The organism is Bradyrhizobium sp. cf659 (assembly GCF_900113725.1).
GTDB lineage: Bacteria > Pseudomonadota > Alphaproteobacteria > Rhizobiales > Xanthobacteraceae > Bradyrhizobium.
Map to the genome: position 1 here is coordinate 989,292 of NZ_FOQJ01000003.1, position 23,997 is coordinate 1,013,288.

Annotated in this window: 22 protein-coding genes, 1 tRNA gene and 3 pseudogenes; 12 read left to right on the plus strand and 14 right to left on the minus strand. The window is 63.0% G+C overall.

Annotated features, from left to right (window positions below; all coding sequences use genetic code 11):
• Positions 1-400: 400 nt before the first annotated feature.
• The 8 genes from flbD to BM118_RS18770 form a co-directional block, all read right to left on the minus strand.
• Positions 401-1,786 carry a sigma-54-dependent transcriptional regulator FlbD gene (gene flbD, locus BM118_RS18735; protein ID WP_092186952.1) on the minus strand — a complete coding sequence of 462 codons (1,386 nt, stop codon included), beginning with the start codon at positions 1,784-1,786 and terminating at the stop codon, positions 401-403.
• 59 nt (positions 1,787-1,845) lie between these two features.
• Positions 1,846-2,196: a flagellar motor switch protein FliN gene (fliN, locus tag BM118_RS18740; RefSeq protein WP_011089739.1), complete on the minus strand. Its 351-nt coding sequence runs from the start codon at positions 2,194-2,196 to the stop codon at positions 1,846-1,848.
• Between the two features lie 3 nt (positions 2,197-2,199).
• On the minus strand, positions 2,200-2,820 hold the full coding sequence (locus BM118_RS18745; protein WP_092186953.1) for a FliH/SctL family protein: 621 nt from the start codon (positions 2,818-2,820) through the stop codon (positions 2,200-2,202).
• Complete coding sequence (gene fliG / locus BM118_RS18750; RefSeq protein WP_092186954.1) at positions 2,820-3,911, minus strand: flagellar motor switch protein FliG; 1,092 nt, start codon at positions 3,909-3,911, stop codon at positions 2,820-2,822. The genes BM118_RS18745 and fliG overlap by 1 nt, the downstream gene beginning before the upstream one ends.
• A gap of 17 nt (positions 3,912-3,928) precedes the next feature.
• The gene (gene fliF / locus BM118_RS18755; protein WP_092186955.1) at positions 3,929-5,539 is read right to left on the minus strand and encodes a flagellar basal-body MS-ring/collar protein FliF; all 1,611 of its coding nucleotides are present in this window, start codon (positions 5,537-5,539) and stop codon (positions 3,929-3,931) included.
• Positions 5,540-5,740: 201 nt separating this feature from the next.
• Positions 5,741-6,016 (minus strand): CtrA inhibitor SciP, encoded by a 276-nt coding sequence (gene sciP, locus BM118_RS18760; protein WP_002714638.1) that lies wholly within the window; start codon positions 6,014-6,016, stop codon positions 5,741-5,743.
• A gap of 374 nt (positions 6,017-6,390) precedes the next feature.
• Positions 6,391-7,098, minus strand: coding sequence for a flagellar hook assembly protein FlgD (locus tag BM118_RS18765; RefSeq protein ID WP_092186956.1), 708 nt, complete (start codon positions 7,096-7,098; stop codon positions 6,391-6,393).
• Between the two features lie 13 nt (positions 7,099-7,111).
• Positions 7,112-8,713 (minus strand): flagellar hook-length control protein FliK, encoded by a 1,602-nt coding sequence (locus BM118_RS18770; RefSeq protein ID WP_092186957.1) that lies wholly within the window; start codon positions 8,711-8,713, stop codon positions 7,112-7,114.
• A gap of 343 nt (positions 8,714-9,056) precedes the next feature.
• Between BM118_RS18770 and mnmA the strand changes: the two genes are divergently transcribed.
• The 4 genes from mnmA (at position 9,057) to BM118_RS18790 (ending at position 12,080) form a co-directional block, all read left to right on the plus strand.
• Positions 9,057-10,238: a tRNA 2-thiouridine(34) synthase MnmA gene (mnmA, locus tag BM118_RS18775; protein ID WP_092186958.1), complete on the plus strand. Its 1,182-nt coding sequence runs from the start codon at positions 9,057-9,059 to the stop codon at positions 10,236-10,238.
• 208 nt (positions 10,239-10,446) lie between these two features.
• Complete coding sequence (locus BM118_RS18780; RefSeq protein ID WP_092186959.1) at positions 10,447-11,085, plus strand: class I SAM-dependent methyltransferase; 639 nt, start codon at positions 10,447-10,449, stop codon at positions 11,083-11,085.
• 272 nt (positions 11,086-11,357) lie between these two features.
• Positions 11,358-11,714: a hypothetical protein gene (locus BM118_RS18785; RefSeq protein WP_092186960.1), complete on the plus strand. Its 357-nt coding sequence runs from the start codon at positions 11,358-11,360 to the stop codon at positions 11,712-11,714.
• Between the two features lie 289 nt (positions 11,715-12,003).
• Positions 12,004-12,080: transfer RNA gene (locus tag BM118_RS18790), tRNA-Met, on the plus strand.
• On the opposite strand, the gene BM118_RS18795 is transcribed toward BM118_RS18790, so the two are convergent.
• The 4 genes from BM118_RS18795 to BM118_RS18810 form a co-directional block, all read right to left on the minus strand.
• The gene (locus tag BM118_RS18795) at positions 12,037-12,819 is read right to left on the minus strand and encodes a recombinase zinc ribbon domain-containing protein (RefSeq protein ID WP_349528787.1); all 783 of its coding nucleotides are present in this window, start codon (positions 12,817-12,819) and stop codon (positions 12,037-12,039) included. The two genes, BM118_RS18790 and BM118_RS18795, sit on opposite strands and share 44 nt — an antisense overlap.
• 393 nt (positions 12,820-13,212) lie before the next feature.
• On the minus strand, positions 13,213-13,506 hold the full coding sequence (locus BM118_RS18800; RefSeq protein ID WP_027548304.1) for a GYD domain-containing protein: 294 nt from the start codon (positions 13,504-13,506) through the stop codon (positions 13,213-13,215).
• A 338-nt stretch (positions 13,507-13,844) separates the two neighbouring features.
• A complete protein-coding gene (locus BM118_RS18805; protein WP_092186961.1) occupies positions 13,845-14,531 on the minus strand; it encodes a glycerophosphodiester phosphodiesterase in 687 nt (228 codons plus the stop codon).
• 114 nt (positions 14,532-14,645) lie between these two features.
• Positions 14,646-15,245, minus strand: coding sequence for a hypothetical protein (locus tag BM118_RS18810; RefSeq protein ID WP_210189051.1), 600 nt, complete (start codon positions 15,243-15,245; stop codon positions 14,646-14,648).
• A 186-nt stretch (positions 15,246-15,431) separates the two neighbouring features.
• On the opposite strand from BM118_RS18810, the gene BM118_RS18815 reads away from it, so the two are divergent.
• From BM118_RS18815 to BM118_RS18830, 5 genes and pseudogenes are all read left to right on the plus strand, one after another.
• Positions 15,432-15,866 carry a hypothetical protein gene (locus BM118_RS18815; protein ID WP_092186962.1) on the plus strand — a complete coding sequence of 145 codons (435 nt, stop codon included), beginning with the start codon at positions 15,432-15,434 and terminating at the stop codon, positions 15,864-15,866.
• A gap of 426 nt (positions 15,867-16,292) precedes the next feature.
• Positions 16,293-16,475, plus strand: a complete 183-nt coding sequence (locus BM118_RS18820; RefSeq protein ID WP_092186963.1) for a hypothetical protein — start codon at positions 16,293-16,295, stop codon at positions 16,473-16,475.
• Between the two features lie 100 nt (positions 16,476-16,575).
• Positions 16,576-17,295 carry a hypothetical protein gene (locus BM118_RS42090; protein WP_210189052.1) on the plus strand — a complete coding sequence of 240 codons (720 nt, stop codon included), beginning with the start codon at positions 16,576-16,578 and terminating at the stop codon, positions 17,293-17,295.
• A 188-nt stretch (positions 17,296-17,483) separates the two neighbouring features.
• Positions 17,484-17,798, plus strand: a pseudogene (locus tag BM118_RS18825) (Ku protein); the annotation flags it as partial.
• Positions 17,799-17,878: 80 nt separating this feature from the next.
• A complete protein-coding gene (locus BM118_RS18830; protein ID WP_092186964.1) occupies positions 17,879-18,346 on the plus strand; it encodes a metallophosphoesterase family protein in 468 nt (155 codons plus the stop codon).
• Positions 18,347-18,431: 85 nt separating this feature from the next.
• Here the strand turns inward: BM118_RS18830 and BM118_RS42350 are convergent.
• Positions 18,432-18,614, minus strand: a pseudogene (locus BM118_RS42350) (DinB/UmuC family translesion DNA polymerase); the annotation flags it as partial.
• Positions 18,615-18,753: 139 nt separating this feature from the next.
• Between BM118_RS42350 and BM118_RS18840 the strand changes: the two are divergent.
• Positions 18,754-18,948: pseudogene (locus tag BM118_RS18840) on the plus strand (TOBE domain-containing protein); the annotation flags it as partial.
• Between the two features lie 226 nt (positions 18,949-19,174).
• On the opposite strand, the gene BM118_RS18845 reads toward BM118_RS18840, so the two are convergent.
• A complete protein-coding gene (locus BM118_RS18845) occupies positions 19,175-20,971 on the minus strand; it encodes an NAD(P)/FAD-dependent oxidoreductase (RefSeq protein WP_177234426.1) in 1,797 nt (598 codons plus the stop codon).
• Positions 20,972-22,179: 1,208 nt separating this feature from the next.
• On the opposite strand from BM118_RS18845, the gene BM118_RS18850 reads away from it, so the two are divergent.
• Positions 22,180-22,563, plus strand: coding sequence for a response regulator (locus BM118_RS18850; protein WP_011085073.1), 384 nt, complete (start codon positions 22,180-22,182; stop codon positions 22,561-22,563).
• Between the two features lie 253 nt (positions 22,564-22,816).
• A complete protein-coding gene (locus tag BM118_RS18855; RefSeq protein ID WP_027549463.1) occupies positions 22,817-23,956 on the plus strand; it encodes an FIST signal transduction protein in 1,140 nt (379 codons plus the stop codon).
• Positions 23,957-23,997 lie beyond the last annotated feature (41 nt).

Here is a 23,997-nt window from a genome sequence, read left to right on the forward strand (position 1 = left end):
CAGGCGGCCAACGGCCGTGTTGGTCCCGCCCGGCACAATGGTCCCGTAGCCCGGATGAGCGAAGCGATATCCGGGAGTGATCTTGGCGGTGTTGTCTCGCATGTCGCAGCGTTCGTGCGGACCTCGAGACTTTGTTCGCCGTCACCCCCGCGCAACGGCGAAGCCGTTGTCGCTGGAGGTGCGAGCCTGGCGGCGCAAATGCGCCGCTTGGCGAGCCTCGAAGGGCGACGGCCCGGCTGTGGCGGGGCCGTTCATCCTTCGAGGCTCGGCATGTGCTGCTTTCGCAGCCCATGCCTCACACCTTAGGATGACGGATCACAGGTGTGCGCAGTCGACTTGCAAAAGAAAAATGCCCGGGCCAGGCCCGGGCATTCGCATCCTCTCAATTCGTGTGGAAGCTTTACGCCCCCACCATCGGCATGCGCGGATATTCGCCCGGCGTTCCCGCCGGGGTGATCGGGATGCCGCCGTCGGCGTATTCGTTGAGCTTGTTGCGCAGCGTGCGGATCGAGATCCCGAGGATGTTGGCGGCGTGGGTGCGGTTGCCGAGGCAGTGCTTCAGCGTCTCCAGGATCAGGTCGCGTTCGACGTCCGCCACCGTGCGGCCGACGAGAGCGCGCGTCACCTGCTCGGCGGCCATCGTGGCATGCGCCACGGCCGGCACCGTCTTGGCGAGGTCGAGGCGGTCGCCGTCCGGGGTGAGGATCGCGTCGGGTCCGATCTCGTCGCCCTGCGCCATCAGCACGGAGCGGTGCATGGTGTTTTCGAGCTCGCGGACGTTGCCCTGCCAGCGGTTGGTCGAGAGCACGCGGCGCGCTTCCGCCGAGATCGGGCGCACCGGCACGCCGTTGGCTTCGGCGTACTTCTTCACGAAGTGCTGGGCGAGCTCGAGGATGTCGAGGGGACGCTCGCGCAGCGGCGGGATCTTCAGGTTGACGACGTTGAGGCGGAACAGCAGGTCCTCGCGGAACGTGCCTTCGCGCACGGCCTCGGCCAGATTGCGGTTCGAGGTCGCAATGATGCGGATGTCCACCGGCACCGGCTTGGTGCCGCCGACGCGGTCGATCACGCGCTCCTGGATGGCGCGCAGCAGCTTCGATTGCAGGCGGACGTCCATCTCCGAGATTTCGTCGAGCAGCAGCGTGCCGCCGGTCGCTTCCTCGAACTTGCCGATGCGGCGGGCGATCGCGCCGGTGAAGGCGCCCTTCTCGTGGCCGAACAGCTCGGACTCCAGGAGATGCTCCGGGATCGCGGCGCAGTTGATCGAGATGAACGGGCGCTTGGCGCGGGTCGAACGGGTGTGGACGTAGCGGGCCAGCACTTCCTTACCCGTTCCGGATTCGCCGGTGATCATCACCGAGGCGTCGGAACCTGCGATCTGCTGCGCGAGCTTGATCACCTTCGCCATCGCTTCGTCGCGATAGACCAGCTCGCGGGAATCGTTGGCGACGGCGGCCAGCACCGCGGCGATCAGCTCCGGATCCGGCGGCAGCGGGATGTATTCCTTGGCGCCGGCATGGATCGCGGCGACCGCGGCGCGGGCGTCGTTGGTGATGCCGCAGGCGACGATCGGGGCGTGGATGTGCTCGGCCTCCAGCCGCATCACGAGGTCGCGGATGTCGAGGGCGACGTCGACCAGCAGGAGGTCGGCGCCCTTGCCGCCGCGCAGCACGCGCATCGCCTGCTCGTGATCCTCGGCATGGGTCACGGTGGCGCCGTTCTCCATCGCGATCTTGGTGGCGGTGGTGAGCTGGCCCTTCAATGTGCCAACGATGAGAAGCCGCATGTCAGTCTCCTGTCCGTCTGGTCGCGCTGCCGCGCGTCATTCCCTGCAATGGCAAATAATCAGGTGCGTTCGGTCTTGATGATTTCGGTCATGGTCACGCCGAGCTTGTCCTCGACCAGGACGACCTCGCCGCGGGCGACCAGCTTGTTGTTGACGTAGATGTCGATGGCCTCGCCGACGCGGCGGTCGAGCTCCAGCACGGTGCCGGGCCCGAGCTTCAGGAGCTCGCCGACGTCCATCTTGGAGCGGCCGAGCACGGCCGAGACCTGCACCGGCACGTCGAACACGGCCTCGAGGTCGGCGGCGGCGCGCGCCGCATATTCGTCCTCGTTGTAGCCGACGTCGGTGCCGGTTGGCGGCATCGGGCCGTTGAGATCGGGCAGCGGGACCTGTCCGTCGGTGTCGCTCATGGCTTAGCTCCCCCTGCGGGACGCGATATAGCGTCCGACCATTTCGTCGATCTTGGCCGTGATGGCGCCGCGCTCCAGCACGACGCCGCCATCGGCCCATTCGATCCGGCAGTCGCCGGTCGCAATCTCCGGCTCGGCCAGGATCACCAGCCGGCCCTCGAATCCGCTCTGCTTGGCAAGCCGCTCGATCTTCTCGCGGGCGCTGTCGTAGAGCGCGTCGTTGATGCGGACGACGAGATGCGGCGTCGCGACCAGATGCGAGAAGCAGTCCTTGACCAGCGCCACGATCTCGCCGAGCGGCTCGGCGGCGACCAGATCGGCGCACAGCTTGCGCGCCACCGCGACCGCGACCTCGACCGCCTCCGTCTCCATCTTGGTCTCGATGCTGCCCATGCCCGAGGCGACGCCCCGGATCGCGATGTTGATCTCTTCCATGGCGAGCGCGACGCGGCGGTCGCTCTCGGCCTTGGCCTCGCGCTGGCCGGCAGCAAAGCCGTCCTGATAGGCGCGCGCCTCCGCTTCCGCGACCTTCTGGGCGATTTCAGCCGCGGACGCGGCCTTCTCGCGCGTCCGGTCCGGCGCGGCGAAGTCGGTGTCGAACAGGAATTTTGCCGGAGCGGCCATCAATACACCAGTTCGTCGTCGGCGCGGTTCTTGGTCAGCATGATCTCGCCCTTGGCGGCGAGGTCCTTGGCGAGGTTGACCAGCAGCGCCTGCGCCTCGTCGACGTCGCGCAGACGGACCGGGCCCATCGCCGCCATGTCGTCCTGGAGCATCTTGGCCGCGCGCGAGGACATGTTGCCGAAGAAGAAGTTGCGGACGTCCTCGTTGGCGCTCTTGAGCGCGACGCCGAGCTTGTCCTTGTCGACGTTGCGCATCAGGGTCTGGGCCGAGCCGGAATCCAGCTTCACGAGGTCGTCGAAGGTGAACATCAGCGCCTTGATGCGCTCGGCCGATTCCCGGTTGTCCTCTTCCAGCGAGGTGATGAAGCGGGTTTCAGTCTGGCGGTCGAAATTGTTGAAGATTTCGGCCATCACCTCGTGGGCGTCGCGGCGGCGGGTCTGCGACAGGTTGGACATGAATTCGGTGCGTAGCGTCTTCTCCACGCTCTCGATCACCTCCTTCTGCACCGCCTCCATCTTCAACATGCGGTTGACGACGTCGAGGGCGAGGTCCTCGGGGAAGATACCGAGCACGCGCGCGGCGTGCTCCGGCTTCAGCTTCGACAGCACCACCGCGATGGTCTGCGGATATTCGTTCTTGAGATAGTTGGCGAGAACCTCTTCCTGCACGTTGGAAAGCTTCTCCCACATGTTGCGCCCCGCGGGGCCGCGGATCTCGTCCATGATGCCGTTGACGCGCTCCGGCGGCAGGTATTGCTGGAGCAGCCGCTCAGTGGCGTCGAAATTGCCCATCAGCGCGCCCGAGGCCGACATGCGCGAGACGAACTCGAGCAGCATGTCCTCGACCGTGTCGACCTCGACGGTGCCGAGCGTCGACATTTCCAGCGAGAGCTGGCGCACCTCGTCGTCGTCGAGCATCGACCAGATCTTGCCGCCGTACTGCTCGCCCAACGCCAGCATCAGGATCGCGGCGCGCTTGGGGCCTGCCACGGCCTCGGACTTGCCGCCCGCACGGCTGCCCTGGCGGGCGCCGAGCGTCGAGATCACGCTGGTGATGTCGTTGGAGTTGGCGTTTTGCAAGCTGGCGGCCATGTCAGTTCACTTCTCGATCATTTCGCGGGTTCGGTCAGCCATTGACGGATGATGGCGACGGTTTCGTTGGGGTTGCGTTCGGCGAGCTCGCCGACGCGATGAACGGACTGGGCGTGGACCTGGCCCTGGATGGTGGCGACGTCGATCGCGCTGGCGGCGCCGCTGGGCAGCAGCGCCTGGCCGGCCGGGGCGGCCTCTTCCGAGGCGGCCGGGCCGGCGAGCACGCCGCTGATGGCGGCGGCGACTTCGTCGGAGGCGAGGATGCGCTTGACCAGCGGGCGGATCACCAGGAACAGCACGACCAGGCCGAGCAGCATCATCACGCCGAGCTCGACGAAGTACATGACGTCGTCCTTGGTGAACTGGAGCATGCCGAGGAAGCCGCCAGGTTCGCCGATCGGGGCGGTGGAGGGGGCGTCGGCAAAGCGCAGATTGACGACCTCGACCTGGTCGCCGCGTTTCTGGTCGAAGCCGATCGCCGAGCGCACCAGGGTCGCGATGCGGTCGAGCTGCTCCTTGGTGCGGTCCTGATAGGCCAGCTCGCCTTTCTCGTTCTTGCTGTAGATGCCGTCGACCAGCACCGCGACCGAGATGCGGTTGACCCGGCCGGCCTCGGTCACCTCGGTCTTGGTGGTGCGGGAGATCTCGTAATTGTTGGTCTCCTCGGTCTTCTTGCTCTGGTCCTTGGCCGCGACGCCGCTGTTCTGCTGGTTGCCCGGCAGCTCGTTGTTGACCGTGACCTGGCCGTTGTTGTCGGCGGTCATGCTGCTTTCTTCGCGGGTCTGGCTCGAGCGCAGCACGCGGCCCTCGGGGTCGAACTTGTCCGAGGTCTGGGTGATCTTGTTGAAGTCGAAATCGGCGGAGAGCTGGACGCGGGCGCGGCCCGTGCCGACCACCGAGGAGACGATGTCCTCGACCTGCTTGCGCATCCGCTTCTCGAAGGTGGTGCGGCGCTCGTCGCCGAGCGCCTGCTCCGGATCGGTCGCGGCGCCGTCGGCGAGCAGCTGGCCGGCCTCGTCGACGATCGAGACGCGCTGCGGCTTCAGCCCGTTGACGGCGGAGGCGACGAGATGGCGGATGGCCCTGATCTGCTGCGCCTCCAGTGCGCCGCGGACCCGCACCACGATCGAGGCCGACGGCTCCGGCGCCTCGCGCGAGAACAGCGGGCGCTCCGGCAGCACCAAATGGACGCGGGCGGCCTGGATGCGGTCGATGGCGCGGATGGTGCGGGCGAGCTCGCCTTCCAGCGCGCGCAGATGATTGATGTTCTGGACGAAAGAGGTGGTGCCGAGCGCGTCCGACTTGTCGAACACCTCGTAGCCGACGCCGCCGCCCTTGGGCAGGCCGCCCTCGGCGAGCTTCATCCGCAGCCGCGTCACCTTGTCCTTGGGCACCATGATGATGGTGCCCTCATTGCGCAGCTCGAACTGGATGCCCTGGCGTTCCAGGTCCTTGATAATGCTGGAAGAATCTTCGACCGAGAGGTCCGTGAACAGCGTCGTCATCTGCGGCGTGGTGACCCGCATGATGACGAACGCGAAGAAGCCGATGAGCGCGGCGGTGACCGCGATCATCGCCCCGAACCGGGCGGCGCCGATACCTTTTAAAAAGTCCGCAAGACCTTGCAAGCAACCGCCCCGACCAATTCGACCCGCATTCCAGAGCGGCCGACTGGGCAATTATTGCCTAGGTGATGGTTTCGATATGGTTAACGAAGGTTAAGAGCTGGGACAAAAGTAGCGCCAAGAATGAACAAGAACGAACATGAAAAAAATCGGCCTCGCAGGGCGAGGCCGATTTTCGTCAAAAGCCGCAGATTTCCGGATCGCTTACTGGCGATATTGCTGGATGCGGGTGGTGCGAAGACCCGCCAGACCGTGCTGGTCGATGGAAAACTGCCAGGAGAGGAATTCGTCGACCGTCAGCGTATAACGGCTGCAGGCCTCCTCAAGGGAGAGAAGTCCGCCGCGGACGGCGGCGACGACTTCAGCCTTGCGGCGGATGACCCAGCGTTTGGTGCCGGGTGCGGGCAGATCTGCGATCGTCAGCGGACTGCCGTCCGGCCCGATGACGTATTTTACCCTCGGGCGATGGGGTTCTGTCATGGCGTACTCACAAACTCTCAACCACTGAACTCACGCCGTAACCCTACGCCCCGCGGCTTAAAAATCCGCTAAGCCTAAGGGTTCAATACAATTCTCGTTGAAACTTGCGGGAACGCGGCCGGCTTGGCGGGCTGAACACCAGGATTCGAGCCGGCCAAGCGGGTCTTCGTAAATACTTTACTAACAAAACGAGGCCTGCGCGGCGCCGAAACGCCCCTCAACCGTCGTCCTGGCGAACGCCAGGACCCATTACCCCAGGGGGTAGTTCTTACGAAGACTCGGGGTTACGTCCTCACTCCAAAACGACTTTCGGTGGCTATGGGTCCTGGCGTTCGCCAGGACGACACCGAGTATGTCGTAACGGCAGCGCGCCTTTAATTGCTGCTCGTCGCGATGATGCTCTTCACCTGGCTCAGGGTGTAGCTGGCGCCGTCGATGGTGAGCAGCGGCGGCGACTGGGTCAGGTCGACGGACGACACCACGCCCTGCACCTGCGCGGCGATGCCGACATTGTTGTTCGCGACGTCCTTGCCGGTGGCCGAGATCGTGTACTTGCCGTCGGGCCATTGCGTGCCGTCATTGCCCATTCCGTTCCAGGTGAAGGGAATGTCGGTGCCGGCGGCGGCGGTGTATTTGCCGTTGAACACGGTCTGACCGCTGGCATTGGCGATGGTGATGTCGACGGTCGAGTCGGTGGGCACGTTGAGATGCCAGGTCGCCGACGACTTCGTCATGGTCGCGGTCGAGCCGTCGACCAGCGCGGTCTTGCCGACGAAGCCCAGCGCCTGGGTCGCCTGCGTGGTCTGCTGCAGCGTGACGAGCTGAGCCAGCGAGTCGTTGGTCTTGAGCTGCTGCTCGACGCCGGCGAACTGCACCAGCTGCTGGGTGAACTGGTTGGTGTCGAGCGGATCGAGCGGGTTCTGGTTCTGGAGCTGCGTCGTCAGCAGCGTCAGGAAGGTCTGGAAGTTGCCGGCCAGCGTCGATCCCGTCGTCGAGCTCAGCGAGTTCGACGAGGAGGATTTCGGGATGTCGGTCGTGCCGGAGACGACGGACGGGGCGGTGGCGGCATTCGTGGTGGTCATGACCGAATACTCCTCACACTCTGATGTCGACGCCGCTGCTCGATCCGAGCATGCGGCCGTAGCCGCGTCCCACGGGCGCTGCGGGAACGGTGTCGTCCTCGCTGATGATCAACCGGCGGGCATTGCCGCCATTGTCGTTGTTCTGGCCGGAGTTCTGGCCCGACGAATTCTGGTCGCGCAGGCTGAACGAGAGCCCGTTGCTGCCGGTCTTGAAGCCGGCATCGTCGAGCGCGCGCTGCAATTGCGGCGCGTCCTGCCGCAGCATCTGCAAGGTTTCCGGCTTCTCGACGGTGAGATGCGAGGTGACCTGACCGTTGCGGTCGACATTGATGCGCACGTCGATGCGGCCGAGATCGACCGGATCGAGGCTGATGTCGAAGCGGGTCTTGCCGGCGCGCGCGGCGGCTGCGATCTCGATCGGCACGGCGTTGATCGGCACGGCCGTCGAGGTGGCCGCGGTCGCGGTGAGCGTTGCGGTCGAGGCGGTCGCAGTCGAACTCGTATTGGTCAGCGGCGCCTGCACGGCGGAGGCGGCCTGCGCGCTGGTGTCGGTCGTGGTGACGGGGCCTTGCGCATTCGCATGGGCGTGCGTGGCCGGTGCGCCGGGCGCTGCATCGGCGGCGCGGTCGGCGGGACCTGCCTTCGCGTCGGTCGCGCCGGCCTCGTCTTGCGGCTTGGCCGCTTGCGGATGCGCGGCGGCGCCCGTCGCGGTCGCCGGAGTTTGCGTGGTTGCGGCGTCCGCCTTGCCCTGGCCGATATTGGAGACGTCGCTCGCGCCTTGCGCGGTGGCGGCGGCCTTGAACGAGGTCTTTGGCGTGCCCTGGTCCACTGCGGCGATCAGTCCGCCATTGGTCTTGGCGTCGGTCGCGGTGCCGGTCGCAGCATCGGCGAGCGTCGCCGAGGTGTCGGCATCGACCTTGGCGCCCGCGGCCCTGGCGCTCTTGTCGCCCGCCGTCGCCGTATCGGTCTTGGTGCCGGCGATCTGCGCCGCGGTGGAGGCGCTGGCGGCGATGCCGGCGGCGGCGATCGTCAGCGGCGAGGCGGCGGCATCGCTGGCCTGGTTCGCCGCAGCGTTCGGATCGAGAGGCACGACCGGCGCGGCCACCACGACGCTGGGATCAGGCACGGCGGTCTGCGTCGCGTCCACTTGCGCGGCCGCTGCGGCATCGACGGCGGCGGCGAGCCCGTCGGTGCCGTCGGCCTTGTCGCCCTTGGTCTCGTCGGACTTGTCCGCCGATATGGCGTCGGACGCCTCCGGCTTGTCCTTGGTCTTGCCGGTCTTGGTTGGATCCTTGGCCGGATCGTCCGTCGCCTCGCTCCTGCCGGGCGCGGAAGTGCCGGTGTCGTCGCTCGCCTTGCTCTGCGAGGAGGGGTCGGTCGAGGAGGTGTCGCGCGGGCTCTTGTCGGAGGCGGACGACGCCAAGTCGGTCCGCCGCGGCGGGCTGTCCTGCGCCTGCGAGGCCGCGTTGTTGCTGATCGCCTGGGTGTTGCTGTCGACCAGCGAGCCGAAGGAGTCATTCGTCGACGTGTCCTTCGGCCCTTGCGAGCGCGCAGTCTTTTGCTGCGCGCTCGGAACCGGCACGCTCGCAGCTACATCTGACGTCCGACCGACCACAGGCGACCTCTTGAAAACATCTTCGGCACAGGGGTAGCAAGGAGCGGGCCAGCCCCGCGCGACGAAATTTACATAGTAAAATCAATATCTTGATGGATCGACGCTGCCGCCGCAGGGCCCTCCGTGACCCCGCCATTTCTGCCGCCCCGGCAAGAATTGCCCTAAGCCGGCCTCCCCCGTGATTGCTTCACCGGAATGCCCCCTATATTAAAGAGATCGCTCTCAGCCGCTTTCGACTGGGGAAATCGCGCCCCTGCGGGAATCGAAGTTCCCCGGGACCGCCGATGTCCCGGCCAAGGCACATCGCGGATCGTCGAACGCCGCCGTCACACCTTAAGAACCCATGCTCAACAGTCTGGATCTCGAAGGCCGTCCGCAGGACACCAGGGTCGTCGTCGCCATGTCGGGCGGCGTCGATTCCTCGACGACGGCTGCGCTGCTCAAGGCTGAAGGCTACGACGTCGTCGGCATCACGCTCCAGCTCTACGACCATGGCGCGGCGACCCATCGCAAGGGCGCCTGCTGCGCCGGCCAGGACATCCACGACGCCCGCGACGTCGCCGCCAAGCTCGGCATCCCCCATTACGTGCTCGACTACGAGGACCGCTTTCGCGAATCCGTCATCGACAACTTTGCCGACTCTTACGCGCTCGGCGAGACGCCGGTGCCGTGCATCGAGTGCAACCGCTCGGTCAAGTTTCGCGACCTCCTCAAGACCGCGCGCGAGCTCGGCGCCCAGGCGCTCGCCACCGGCCACTACGTTGCCTCGCGCCATCTTGACGACGGCTCGCGTGCGCTGGTGTGCGCCGCCGATGCCGATCGCGACCAGAGCTATTTCCTGTTCGCGACCACGCGCGACCAGCTCGATTTCCTGCGCTTCCCGCTCGGCGACATGACCAAGCCGCAGACGCGCGAGCTCGCGCGCCGCTTTGGTCTTGCGGTCGCCGACAAGCACGACAGCCAGGACATCTGCTTCGTGCCGACCGGCCGCTACACCGACATCATCACCCGCCTGCGTCCGAACGCGATGGACCCCGGCGACATCGTCGATCTCGACGGCCGCGTGCTCGGCCAGCACAACGGCATCGCCAATTTCACCGTCGGCCAGCGCCGCGGCCTCGGCATCGCCGCCCACGCACCGCTGTTCGTGGTGCGGCTCGACGCGGCGAACCGCCGCGTCGTCGTCGGCCCGCGCGATGCGCTCAAGATGCACCGCATCGTGCTGCGCGACGTCAACTGGATCGGCGACGGCGACATCGACCGCGCCATCGGCGCTGGCCTCGAAATGTTCGTGCGCGTGCGCTCGACCCGCAGCCCGCAGCCGGCGTGGCTGCGCGGCGGCAATGGCCATTACGAGGTCGAGCTCGTCGCCGGCGAGGAGGGCGTCTCGCCGGGACAAGCCTGCGTGTTCTACGACGCAGCCAGCGGCCAGGCCCGCGTGCTCGGCGGCGGCTTCATTCAAAGCGCCGCGGCCAAGGTCGCGAGCCACGCAGCGAGGCCGCTGGTGGAAGCGGTGCGCGGCTGAGGATGATGAGATTTAGCGCAACTGGTTGGGCTGGGTTTACCTCTCCCCAGCGGGGAGAGGTCGGATTGCTATGGCGCGCAATTGCGCGCCTGAGCAATCCGGGTGAGGGGCCGCAGCTACTATTGAGATCGCAACCCCTCACCCGGATCGCATCTTTCGATGCGATCCGACCTCTCCCTACGGGAGAGGTGTAGTAAGGGTAGGGGGCATGGCAGCAGACATCTCGCGGGCCGGGGTCGAGAAGGCCTATGGCCGCTGGGCGCCGGTCTACGATCTCGTGTTCGGCAAGGTGTTCGACGCCGGAAGGCAGTCGACTATCGCGGAGGCCGATCGCATCGGCGGCCGCATCCTCGACGTCGGCGTCGGCACCGGGCTCTCGCTCTCTGATTATTCGCGCACCACGAAGATCTGCGGCGTGGACATCTCCGAGCCGATGCTGCGCAAGGCGCAGGCGCGCGTGCGCGCGATGCGGCTCAGCAATGTCGAGGTGCTCTCGGTGATGGACGCCAAGAACCTCGCTTTCCCGGAAAACTTCTTCGACGCGGTGGTCGCGCAATATGTCATCACCGCCGTGCCCGATCCCGAAGGCACGCTCGACGAGTTCGTGCGCGTGCTCAAGCCCGGCGGCGAGCTGATCCTCGTCAACCACATCGGCGCCGAGAGTGGTCCGCGAAAACTGTTCGAGCTCGCCTTTGCCCCCGTCGCCCGCCGCCTCGGCTGGCGCCCGGAATTCCCGTGGCAGCGCCTGGTCGACTGGGCCGCGAAACACGGCGGCATCACGCTCGCCGAGCGCCGCCCGATGCCGCCGATGGGGCACTTTTCGCTGATCCGCTACGTCAAATCGTGATCGGGATGAGCCTGGCGCGCCGCCAAGCCGGCAGTGCGCCCCCCTCCCGCGTGCGGGAGAGGGTTGGGGAGAGGGCTCTTTCCACCCGCGATATCTCGCGAGTTACTCCGTCATTGCGAGCGAAGCGAAGCAATCCAGACTGTTTCCGCGGAGGGATTCTGGATTGCTTCGCTTCGCTCGCAATGACGATGCGGAAACCTGAGGGGATCCAAACCCCGATCACATCGCGCTTTGGCCTGGAACAGGCGGCGAGCCCCGCGCGTTTCCCTCCCATGCGCACGACATCAAAACTCATCTTTGCGGGCCTCGTCGTCGCCGCCTCAGGCGCCGCGATCGCGCAGGCCCCGCCGCTACCTGCGACGCCGCCGCAAGCGACTGCGCCGCCATCGGCGCAGCATGCCGCCAACTGCATGCCCCAGGACCGCCTGAACCGCCAGGCCGACGGCACCACCACCGGCCAGTCCCGGGAACCGCTCGGTGACAGGCTGGCCAAATCCGACGGCGTGCTCTGCCCGCCCGCGGGCGTCGACCCCGACATGCACGCCCCGGCCCCCGAAACCGGCGGCAAGACCCCCGTCATCCCGCCTCCCGGCAGCCCCGGCGGCGACCCGACGGTCCGGCCGAAATAGGCCCGTTCCGCATCCCCAATCTCGTCGTCATGCCCGGGCTTGTCCCGGGCATCCACGTTCTTGGGCCGGCGAAGGAAGGCGTGGATGGCCGGGACAAACCCGGCCATGACGGATTCGGCGCAAAAAGGGCCCAAATTCACCCGCGAACATGTCCCGCCGAAGCTTTAGCGAAGGCGAAATCCTTGGCGAAGCGGAAGCTTTCGCAAACGCGGATTGACAGCCCGCCGCCCCCTTCCTTATATGCCGCGCGTTCGCGAGATCGGCCTTGTTCGGCCCCCGCGAGCCCTGTGGCGGGGTAGCTCAGCTGGTTAGAGCACGGGAATCATAATCCTGGGGTCGGGGGTTCGAGTCCCTCTCCCGCTACCATCTTTCCCCACACCCCTTTGACTTGGTTTGGGAAAGCTTTTTCCCCCAACAGGGCGTTTAACCGGCCTGATATCTCCACCGTTACGCCACCGAGGCGTGTTGGATCTCGGAAGACCGTGACCGTGTCGATCAGGTCTCTGATGGCTTCGGCCGCCTCTCCGTCGCCCGAACGAATACCCTTCGTTAGCGCCTCCTCGAGCCGACCTAGCTGTTCTTCATATCGCTTGAGAATAGCTGGATGCAGCGCGACCTCTTTTGCGGCCGGCGGTTCACTCCGCAACTCTTCAGATATCCGCTTTCGTTTGACATCCAGGGCAGTCGATTGCGGACCGAGAACGGATGGATCGCCGTGCCCTTTTGCAATCGCGTCCACTAACCGTTCGATTTCCCGATTCAACTGCGCGAGCTGCTGTTCTAGACGCTGCCTCTTTGCATTCGATGTGATTGCGAGGCGTTTTCGCTCTTCGAGGTAAGTACGCACGTACTCCGCAATAACTTTCGGCGCACGCAACTCGGCCTGCAGCCCTGTGAGAACAGCGCTCTCAACCGTGTCAAGATAGAAGGTCTTTGCGTCCGGGCACGTGCCGCTCTCCGTCGCTGCTGAGCAGCGAATGCGAACACGCCCCGATTTGTCTCGCCCATTGGTTGACATGCCCGCACCGCACGAACCGCAACGGAGCAGACCAGACAGCATCCCCACCATGGAAGCCACCGCCGCCGCCACCGCCGCCTCTGGCATATGCCGCGACCGAAAGGAAGATCGCGCAAGCGAGCACGGCAGCGCATGCGGTGAATTTCGACCTGAGATTCAACATGGATAGCGTCATGGCACCCCCTCCCACGCAACCAAGGTGCCTCATCGGCTCCCAACCGGAGCCAGTTATCTCAATTCAACCAGAGACAGATTGTTTTGTTCCAGTTGCTCCATCGAACGCCGCTATAGACGGCTGCCCGTCAACTTCCGATATGCTTTGTTAGCGACCGAGATCGCGCGGCGGTGCAATATGTCGCGAAGGGTCATTAGCGTTGTTTTGAAGGTCGGCTTGTCATTTCCGGTCTACCGTCAACTTCAGACATGTCGCTGCGCTGGCCGACGTTATGTGCCAACAACTGACCTTCGTTTTGATTTGCGTTACGCAAGTCCCGCGATGATCTTGTCAACGTCCGCTTCCGGGAACACCTTGACCGACGTCGTCCGTACATTCCCGATGGCGGCCAGCGACAAGAGAAACTTGGCCATGGCCTCATCGTCGGTGGCCTCGGTGTGGATGATGAGGTCATATGTTCCCATGGCGAGATAGCCGGCCTTGATGTCAACGCCAAACTTTTTGCCCAACTCCCTGGCGGCCGCTCGACGCTGCGGCATTTCCTTGATGGTCCGAACACCTTGCTCGGTGAAATTGCAGAGAAGCATGTACGTGGACATGGCGATTCTCCTTTGACAAAGAAGCAATGGACTTAACGGGTCCACGTCGTGGATTATGCCACACTGCCTGACCCCGCCCAACCACCAAGATCCCCTCAGGGCGGCTCGAAGTGGCGGGGTCATTCTCGACCGAATTGGGCTATCCGCGTGGCGTCCGGTTTAGCGCCGTTAGCAGCCAAAGTGCGGACTGCCCTCAACTTCGGAAATATTCAGACGTCGCGCAAACCGTCGTTTAGGGCCAAAAGGCGACGTCACCGAAAAAGCCGGCCACGCCAGATCAGGCCGATCTGTCAGCCGCTTTCGAATATTTCACGGGCGACGAACGGGTTTGCGCCGGCCTAATCAGGTCTGGCGCTGCGGCTGATAGTGCGGTCGACGTCGGCAACCGCCCTGTAGAGGCGCTGCCGCGAGAGCCAATGAAGGTCGTCCATGCGTTGCACGATTCCTACCACAACCGGCACGTGGTGGCGTCGCGCAAGCTGCTCAAGCGAGAAAACGGACCACCAGGCGCGAAAAGCGACTCGCGTCCAAGCGCGCGCGTCCCAGCCGAGCAGGAGGACATCCGGCGCATACCTGCGCACCGCACGATTCAGGTTCCACGGGTACATGACGATGATGCCCAGGCGCACCGGTCGCGCACCCTCCCACGGAAAGGATCTTGCGACGGCGGCAAAGGCAAATACGACTGAGCGACGGGCCACATTGCTGGCAACCAGCCTCTCGATGACTCTAGAGACAAGTCCCGTCTCCTTCACCTCCACAAACAGTTCAAGGTCAGTTGGTGAAAGAAGCGACAGTGCCGCATCCAGGGTAAGCGCATTCTCGACATGACGCGGCGGGTCGTGTGACACCACCAATGTGTCGGAATCCGCTGCAAGGCAGACGTCGAATTCGACACCAGATATTCTGCCGTCACGGGCGGCACGTGCGAACGCGGCGAGCGAGTTTTCACCCGGACCCGCGGACCATCCACGATGCGCAATAAGCTTCATGACGAGTCCGTAAAGCCAAGCTGCGCGCGCCATGCAATCTCCCCGTAGAATGTTCGCGCCGCTTCGTCGATTACCTCATCCAACAGAAGGAGCCGTCATTCGCTCTGTTGCTCGTCCAGAGCGGCAGCGTGCCAAAGGCTATTGAGTTCATCCTGCCCCGCAGCCGACGTGGCTCCCGCGTGATCTAAGCTTGTCGAGACGCTCGAGATAGGCGGCGCGCTGGGCAGTAGGTAGGCTCGATACAAATTCGAGGGACCGTCCATACATGCGGATCAGAGCAGCAAAGTAGCTTTCATCTTCCATGCTGCAGGATTCTAGAAAGCCGAATGCCTCTTCGCAATAAAATATCGACAGCTCCGCCATCCCCTCCGGGCGACCAATCGCTTTCTTGTAGTCCGCAATCGCCTTCTTGGCTTTTGAAACCGACACGGACTGGTTGTTCATTAAGTCTGGGCATATCCAGGTAGTAATATTTGCTTTGAAGGGCTGGAGCTGATCATGACCCAAGCCCAAGCGGGCGTGCAAGAATGCTCGGTTGTCTTTGCTCGCAGTGTAGAGGTCTTGCACCAGTTCCCGAAGGCCTGCGCGATCGAAGTCTAAGAGCACGGTCCTAACATCGTTCCAAGTTGGCGAGGCATTTTTGCTTCGGACCACGGCCACCAACCTTTCAATGACGGTTTTATGAGCGAGCTTTTCGGCTCGTTCAAGATACACGACTTCGGCAAAGGAGTAGATTGGTCGGATCAACGATGCCGGCGGGCAAGCCCCTTAATTTGGTCCAGCGCGCTTGACGGCTTCGGCGCCAGGGCAAATCCTGGCGCGCCAGCCAGGCGCGAGGCGGGACACTTGACGTCAACCGAGATACCTAAGCGAACTGGCCAACGATAGCCATGAACGCCGGCGAGTTTGGGCGGGCGAACCGATCGGACCACCATGTCCTCTAGCTCCAACGCCAGTATCGCCAAGAAAGCTCGCACGAAGGCCGAGGCGGATTTTGCCACTTGGCTCATGATGGCCAAGCTCGGTGGTTTCGATGACCTTCCGTCAAACGCACAGGGCTTTCTGACCAACTATCGAACCCGACTCGAGACGATGAGCGAAGCCGAGTCCACGGCCCTGGCCGTTCGCGAGGTCTACAGCGCTTATTACAGCGAGATGGGAGGCGTGGGCGCGGCGCCGGAACCAAAGGCCCGCGCACCAACGACAGAAGGCAAAGTCGTGCGCTTCCAGAGACGGCCTAAACCTCAGTCCGCTCCATCGGCTGCGCGCCATCCGACGAGGCCAATGATCCGAAAATCCCTCTCGGCACTGCTGATTTTCGCGAGCATGGTGGCTCTGATTGTCGCATATAGATATCTGACGCAGTAAAGCCGCCCGCGGATTGTGTGCGGGAAGAAATGCGCTCACAGCAACCGCGCGGAACCTGGGCGGCTCGCCAAGCTTCTCTACCGCGCCCGCCACGGCACCTCTAGCAGCGGCCCGCCTCGCATGACCTCCGCATCTACAAAAACGCGATGTCCGCGACGTCCGCTTTTCCTGATAGCGACCAAATAGCGGACATCGCGCACTTCGCATCTGTGCCAACAGCGGTCATTCCGCAACCGCGTAGATGAGTGCTGCCCTCAACGGGAAGCGAGGCGGCGCGTCGGGTGGAGCGGGCATAAACGCCGCAAGCTATTTGAAGCGCCTCGCCTTTACGTTTTCGGTACACGGGCTTGACCTTGACGCCCGCGCGTCGCAGGTTTCGGGGCGCCGCGCGCGGCTCGCGCGCCCACCAGACAGGATCCATCTTTCATGGCATTCGTGCAGTTCACGCAACCGGACGATCAGCCCATCGTCATCAACACGGATAGGATCGTGACCGCCACGCCACTGCCCGACGGACAAGGCACGCGCATCACCCTCAACAACGGTGGCCATCAGGACGTGAAGCAACTCATCGCTGACGTGCTGCGGCAGTTGAACATTAGCGGGTAGGCTCAGGACATCGCCGCCTGGGCGAACCATTCCGCCGATCAAGTGAGGTCATACACTTTCTTGAGTGCTGCCCAATGTCGCAGATGGGTCAAAAACGGTCGTGGCGCCCCTGAAATGGGATGTCTGTATTACCCCCGAAGGCAGACATCGGTCGGCTACGCTGCCGACTGTCGACGTCATCGTCTGCTACGGCAACGTCAAGCCCGCCGACACGCACCTTGCCAGCGTGATCCATTGCATCGATGGCGAAATCGCAAAATGGCTGGAGCGCCGTGAGCAACGGCGTAGGGGGAAGCAGCCACCGTCACGTTGCAGAGCGATAGATAATCCAAATTACGACGAGAGCCACCAGAACGACTATCCAATTGGAAATTTGGATACCCGCTATCGATGTTTTCCGGCTAAACCATTCCATGGCCCTTCCTCCCAGCTAGACCAGCCTCACTTGGGCGGCCTCACACGCTTTCAACACCCCAACGATATCACCGATTTCCAAACTCGCTCCGGTTACTCTGGCCACACGCAAAAAGCCGCCAAGGTTTCCCTCGACGGCTCGTGCCGTTGCGTTTGCGTAGAGGTACTGCGTCGAGCGGTGCTCGAACGCAGCCCGTGCTCGCTCTTATTTGGACGCACACGACCTTCAATGAGGTCGGTGGGTGCGTTGCCACTGTGTCGGGTCAACGATCCCCGATCCTTATCACATGTGACTGGCGGCGATGCTCTTCAAGCCAGCGATGCTGTCCCATTCGATAGAATGGCAAACGCAGGTTTTCAATTGAGCGCCCTTTCGATCATCATCAGCGATCAAGATCACAACTGATCCACCACAACGCCCGAGGGCAAAGCTCTCAAAGAGCAGTATCAGGGGGACGCGAGAGCACAGTGGAAAGGGAAGCCCCCTTAAGGGCGAGATAGATCGACGTTAGTTCGCCAGCTTGATGCGATCATTGACACCAAGGAGAGATCGTCGCCAATCATCTGGAGAAACTGAAGGCTGCGGTCTCGATGGGCACGTTCGACCCCGAAAAATTCGAGGATCACTACGAGACCGCGCTCGTTGACCTGATCAACCAGAAGCGCGCAGGCAAGGCCATCCGCCCGAAGGAGCGGCCCAAAGGCGAAAACGTGGTCGATCTGATGGAGGCGCTGCGGCAGAGCGTCGGTCGGGAGGCTGCGCCGGCGAAGGCAGCAAAGCCCGCCAAGAAGCCGCGCAGGGCGGCGGCGGGCCAGAAAGAGATGTTGATGCCGATCCAAGGCAAGAAGCCGGCGAAGGAAGCAGTGGCGAAGAAACCCGCGACGGGCCAGCGGCGGAAGTCGGCTTAGGCGGTTGATGTCCGGGGCAACGCGGTGCATCAGGAAGCCGCAGCGCAACGCGCGATAAAGTGCTTCAACCGGACACTTCGATGACCTTCACCATCGGCATCATCTCGGATACGCACGGCCTGCTCAGGCCGGAGGCTCTTCGCATGCTGGCCCATGTCGACCACATCATTCACGGCGGCGACATCGGCGATCCCGAGATCATTACCGCGCTGCGGAGAATTGCTCCCGTCACGGCGATCAGAGGGAACGTGGACACGGGCGATTGGGCCACCGAATTTGCCGAAACCGAGTTCGTGCGGCTCGCCGGACGGCAGTTCTACGTTCTGCACGACCTCAACACTCTGCAGGTCGACCCCGTAGCTGAAGGCATCGATGTCATTGTTTCCGGCCACTCCCACGTGCCGAAGATCAACACCGTAGACGGCTTGCTCTACCTGAATCCCGGCAGTGCTGGGCGCCGACGCTTCAAGCTACCGATCACGCTTGCGCGCCTCGAAATCACGCCCGACGGTCTGAAACCGATCATCCACGATCTTGAAGTTGGATAGGCCGCGCCGCCGCACGTCCAGTCAGGCGAAACTTTCGGCGCCGTTTCGGCCACTGAGCCACGGGCCGCGCCCATAGGCAGCGCCAGATGGGGAGATCGAGCTGAGGCTCGACATCGTCGTTCCCCAGCGTTTGCAGCGACGACAGTGACACGCCCAGAAGGCGAGCCGACTTCGGAAAGGGCATCTCGGCCTGCAGCAGGGCTATCGCCAAACTCTCCAAGTTGTCCCGGCTCGATACGGAATTTGGGACCGACCGGCTCCGCGTGATGCGGGACGTTGGATGTCATCAAGGTTGCGTCGATATGAGGTGCTGTTGGTGTCCCAAGTCGGCAGGCAGACTTCGAACGCGGTGCGCATGATGCACAGACAGGGATCGTCTCTCAAAGGAAAGGGCCGCCTCGTCGGCCCCGTCCTTCGATGCTGTGATTGAGGTGGTCGAGCAACTCGGCTCGGAAATCCTGCTCGATATGAAGGTCGGCGAGAGCATCATGGTGGCGAGCGTCGAGCCGACCGCGAGGGTGAGCGTGGGCGACAAGCTGCGCGTTGCCATGCGGCCCTCTAGGCTTCACGTTCTCGACGGGCAGACCGAGGCGGCCATCTAACGGCGGCAATTGGCCAATTCCACTGGCGAGGGGAATTCTCTCAGAACCGGTGACCTCCCTGTCACCAGCTTCGATGACGCCCGGAGAGTGCGAAGGCACTTGGCCTAACCATTCCCGAGCCCTTTCTGCTGCGCGCTGATAAGGCGAACATTGCGCTGGTGAGTGCAAAGACCCGGAAATGGCAAGGGGCTCGCAATCCGCGAGCCCCGCTGTGCGCTCGGCAATTTCAGGCCTTGTGATGGACAGTCTGCAGGCCGTAGACCGGCGTCGGGATGCTCTCGTAGCGCGCCTTCAACTGCAGGGAAAGGAATTGCGAGTAATGTCGCGACTGATGCAGATTGCCGCCGTGGAACCATAAGCCTTCCTGCTGCGTCGGCTTCCACATGTTGCGCTGCTCACCTTCCCATGGGCCGGGGTCCTTTGTCGTATTCGAGCCGAGGCCCCAGACCTTGCCGACTTTGTCGGCCATTTCCGGATTCACGAGATCGGCGACAAAGCCGTTCATCGAGCTATAGCCGGTGGCATAGACGATTACGTCCGCTGGCAATTCCTTGCCGTTGTCGAGCCTGACGCCGTTGGGCGTGATTTCCTCGACCTGTCCAGCAAACAGTTTGATTTTTCCGTCAATGATAAGCTGTGAGGCGCCGACGTCGATGTAATAGCCCGAGCCGCGGCGCAGATATTTCATGAATAGCCCGGAATCGTCGTCACCGAAGTCGAGCCTGAAGCCGGCCTTCTCCAGCCCGGCATAGAAAGCGGCGTCGTCCTGACGGATCTTGTCGTAGACCGGCTTTTGAAACTGATTCAAGATCCGGTAGGGCAGTGAAGCGAAGATCAGATCGGCCTTTGCCGTGGTCATTCCGCTGCGGACGGCACGTTCGGAATAAAGATCACCGAGGGTCGCCATCAGCGAATCCGAGCGCACAATGTGGGTCGTCGAGCGCTGCACCATCGTTACGTCGATGCCGGCCTCGTACAGCGCGGCGCAGATGTCATGGGCCGAATTGTTCGAGCCGATCACCACCACCTTCTTGCCTTTGTAGCCGCCGGAGCCGGGATGGCGTGAGGAATGGTGTTGCTCGCCCTTAAACGCTTCCATGCCTTTGATTTTCGGCATGTTCGGCTTGGCCGACATGCCGGTCGCGAACACAAGCTGCCTGGGCCGCAGAGTAATCTCCTTGCCGTCGCGTTCGACGATGACGGTCCATTCCTTGTTGGTGTCGTCCCAACTGGCGCGTTTGGCCGTGGTGTTCGACCAGTAGTTCAGCTCCATGACCTTGGTGTACATTTCCAGCCAATCGCCGATTTTGTCCTTGGGCGAGAACACAGGCCAGTTCTTGGGGAAATCGATGTAGGGCAGGTGATCGTACCAGACGGGGTCGTGCAGGCAGAGCGACTTGTAGCGGTTGCGCCAGGAATCGCCGGCGCGTGCGTTCTTTTCGACGATGATCGTCGGCACACCGAGTTGGCGCAGCCGGGCCCCGAGCGCAATGCCTCCCTGTCCGCCGCCGATGACAAGCACGTAGGGCTGGGTCTTGAAGCCAAGTTGCTCGACTTCCTCGTCACGCAGTTCCTTCCAGGTCTTGGCGCCGGGATTGACGCCATGCCTGGCGCCGAGCGGTCGGCTGAAGCCAGCCTTTTCCTCATGGGCCTTCAGTTCGGCCATGGTTGTCAAGAGCGTCCAGATCTGACTGTTCTGCAGGCGGATGAGTCCATATCCGCGCGCGACCTCGGTCTCGAACGTGATCCAAGATTCGGTCACGCCGCCGGCCTCGGTTGGCGTTTCACCCTCGGCGATTTTCCAGTTGCGCGGCTTCACATGCGCGAGGCAATGCGCGAGCATGTCGCGGACCTGATCGCGGCCTTCCATCGTCTTGATGTTCCAGGTGAAGGCAACGAGGTCGCGCCAGTAGCATTCCGGAGCGAACATTCCTACGGCGGAGTCGAGATCGCCTGCCGCAAGCGCAGCTTCAAACTTGTCGAGGGAAACCTGGACGCGCGCACTAAGCGTGGTGTCGAGCATCACTTCCTCCCGGGTGTTGTTTGCAATTTTTCTACGCAGGCAGCGTAACCTTACCCCAACCATCGCGGGAATCCAGCCTCGCGCGGCAGGGTTCCCGGTCGGCTTCAGCGATCTCAGCGCTCGCCTGCAACAACGCCGCTGAGCCCACCGACGATGGGGTAGACTAAGAGCTCTATTTGCTGCGGTGCATGCGTCCGGAATTGGCCCTTAGAGGACGTGATTGCCGTCATGGCTGACTTCCGCTTTACCGGAGATGGCCGACATCATCGCCAACGGCAGAGACTGCTTCAGCTATCGTCGTTGATCGCAGGCTGATAGAGAGAGTACAGGAAACCTGTCGGTTGGCCTCATCTGAGCGGGCTAAATACCCAGTCTCTGGATTCCGAGTTCGGACTTTGATCCATTGGAAGGTCACTCCGGAGCCCTGAAACTAAGCCTCGGCGTGAAGCGCCCCATAGCCGTTCTTTTGCCGCCAGCGATATTCACTCTCGGATCAAGAAGCCGGCATGGAAGCGCCTGCCTCCCGTCAGCCCTTCTCCGTTGACCGAAAAGGCGATGATCGTGGATGCACTGTCGTATCCACTCATCAGCACGCGAGCTTGCCCGACGCCTTCCGCGAACTTGCGCACGAACGAAAAGTGCACGTATCTGGTGCGGTTTCTGGTGCGCTCATTGCGGTGGGGGCAACGGAGGCCAAGTAAGATACTGATATTCTTGGTGGGCCCGGCAGGACTCGAACCTGCAACCAGACCGTTATGAGCGGCGGGATATGGTGCAGCTTCGTTGATCTTGCTGTGCCTTTGTTCGGGTTCGATCGCGTTCGTTGCATTTTGGCGCGGTCGTTTCTGGTGCGAAACTGGTGCGGTGCGCGTGGTGGTTGGTGGGAACGGCGATTGCGTCGATCTCCGTAAGCGAGCAGCAAGAGCTGCGTCGCGGTACGGAGCGCTGTCGACCTCGCCTTGCGGACAAGGGAAAACGACCCCGCATCAACCATCTGCAACGCCGGCTCACGGCCGTCCTTGTGGCAGAGGTGGTTAGCTACCTGTCGGCGCAGCCCCAGATCACGCGTCCCGCCTCAATTCAATGTCGGCGCCACTGCTCGCCATTTTTTGTGATGCGACAGGTAGGCTTGGGTGCTAAATTGTTCTTCAGGCGTCTATTTGGAAGTCTCGGCAAGCGGTGCTCACAGTCCGGCTCGAGGCGGTGCGATGCCCAAGATCCTGCTGGTCGAAGACAACGAGATGAACCGCGATATGCTCTCGCGACGCCTCGTGCGCGGTGGGTACGAGGTCATCATTGCCGAGGACGGAGCGCGCGGCGTCGCGATCGCGACGAGCGACAGGCCAGATCTCATTTTGATGGACATGAGCCTACCGGTGATCGACGGTTGGGAGGCGACGCGCCAGATCAAGGCGACGCCCGAACTGCGCAAGATCCCTATCATCGCGCTCACGGCGCACGCCATGGCGACCGACCGGGACAAGGCCCTCAAGGCCGGCTGTGACGACTACGACACAAAACCGATCGAGCTGCAGAGGCTGTTGGGCAAGATCGAGACGCTGCTCGCAGCTACGGGACAATGGAGGAGCTAGAAATTCCGGACAGATGACAAGCTAGCTACACGGCTTCAGGAGGTTGTCGTCGCCATATTGCGGCCGGCGTAAGAACACGCAAAATGGCCGCTCGCCGCGCTCCAGATGGGATGGACTCTGGCCAGGCGGTGGGTGCAGTCCTGCGAATTTCATCGCCGGCACCGGCGATCAGCTACCCTGCTCAGGCGGACGTCCTGACCGGGGCAGAGGCCCGATCGGGGCGGAGAGTTTGTCTTTGTGATGGAGACGACTCATGAAAACAGCGCAGTACAAGTGGTCCAAAAGTGACGGGTGGCGGCCGAATTTGCCAACTGGCGAAGTCGGACGTCAGAGTGTCGTGTTTGTTTTCGGTGCTAGGTCGTTGGTGCAGGCAGGCAGCCTCGTGGGCGAGTTGCGCGACCACTTCAAAGGGGCCGCCATGCTTGGTTGCTCGACTTCCGGCGAGATTCTCGGCGACGTGGTCGTCGACGACTCTGTGAGTGCCACCCTTGTCGACTTCGAACATACGCGACTGCGGTTCGCCTCCGCTACGATTGGTGACGCAAAGGCAAGCTACAACGTCGGCAAGGAGCTCGCGCAGCAGTTGAACGACGCCTCGTTGCGCCACGTGTTCGTGCTTTCGGACGGCTTGCACGTCAACGGCTCCGACCTGGCGCGCGGTCTCGCGAGCGGCGTCTCGGAAGGCGTGTCGATCACTGGCGGCCTTTCCGGAGATGGAACCAACTTCGCCGAGACTTGGGTCATTGCCGACGGTGGCGCTGGCCCTCAGCGCGTGGCGGCGGTCGGTCTGTATGGCGACGATTTGCGCATTGGCTACGGATCGATGGGCGGCTGGCAGGCATTTGGGCCCCTGCGCACCATCACACGGGCCGAAGGCAACATCCTCTATGAGCTGGATGAGCGTTCGGCGCTCGATCTCTATAAATCGTACCTGGGCCCCCACGCCGACCAGTTGCCAAGCTCTGCCTTGCTTTTTCCCATCCTGGTTACCGAGGCAAAGGGCGGCCAGGGTGTCGTCCGAACCGTCCTGTCTGTGGACGAGCAGAAAAAGTCAATGACGTTCGCGGGCGACATCCCACAGGGCGGAACGGCGCAGTTGATGAAGACCAATGTCGACGATCTGGTCGACGGCGCGACCGCTGCCGCCAACGCCAGTCTCAGCGGGCTCGGCGGCAGGCGACCGGACCTTGCAATTCTAGTGAGCTGCGTCGGTCGTAAGCTCGTGATGAAGCAGCGCACCGAGGAAGAAATCGAAGCAATTCGAAATGTCTTCGGGGCGGATGCGAAGATTTCCGGGTTCTACTCGTACGGCGAGCTTTGCCCCTTCACGCATGGCGGCGACTGCCGCCTGCACAATCAAACCATGACAATTACAACTTTCGCCGAGGACTGAACGGTCACAGGGCACAGATGCACAGGCTGCTACGACGCCAG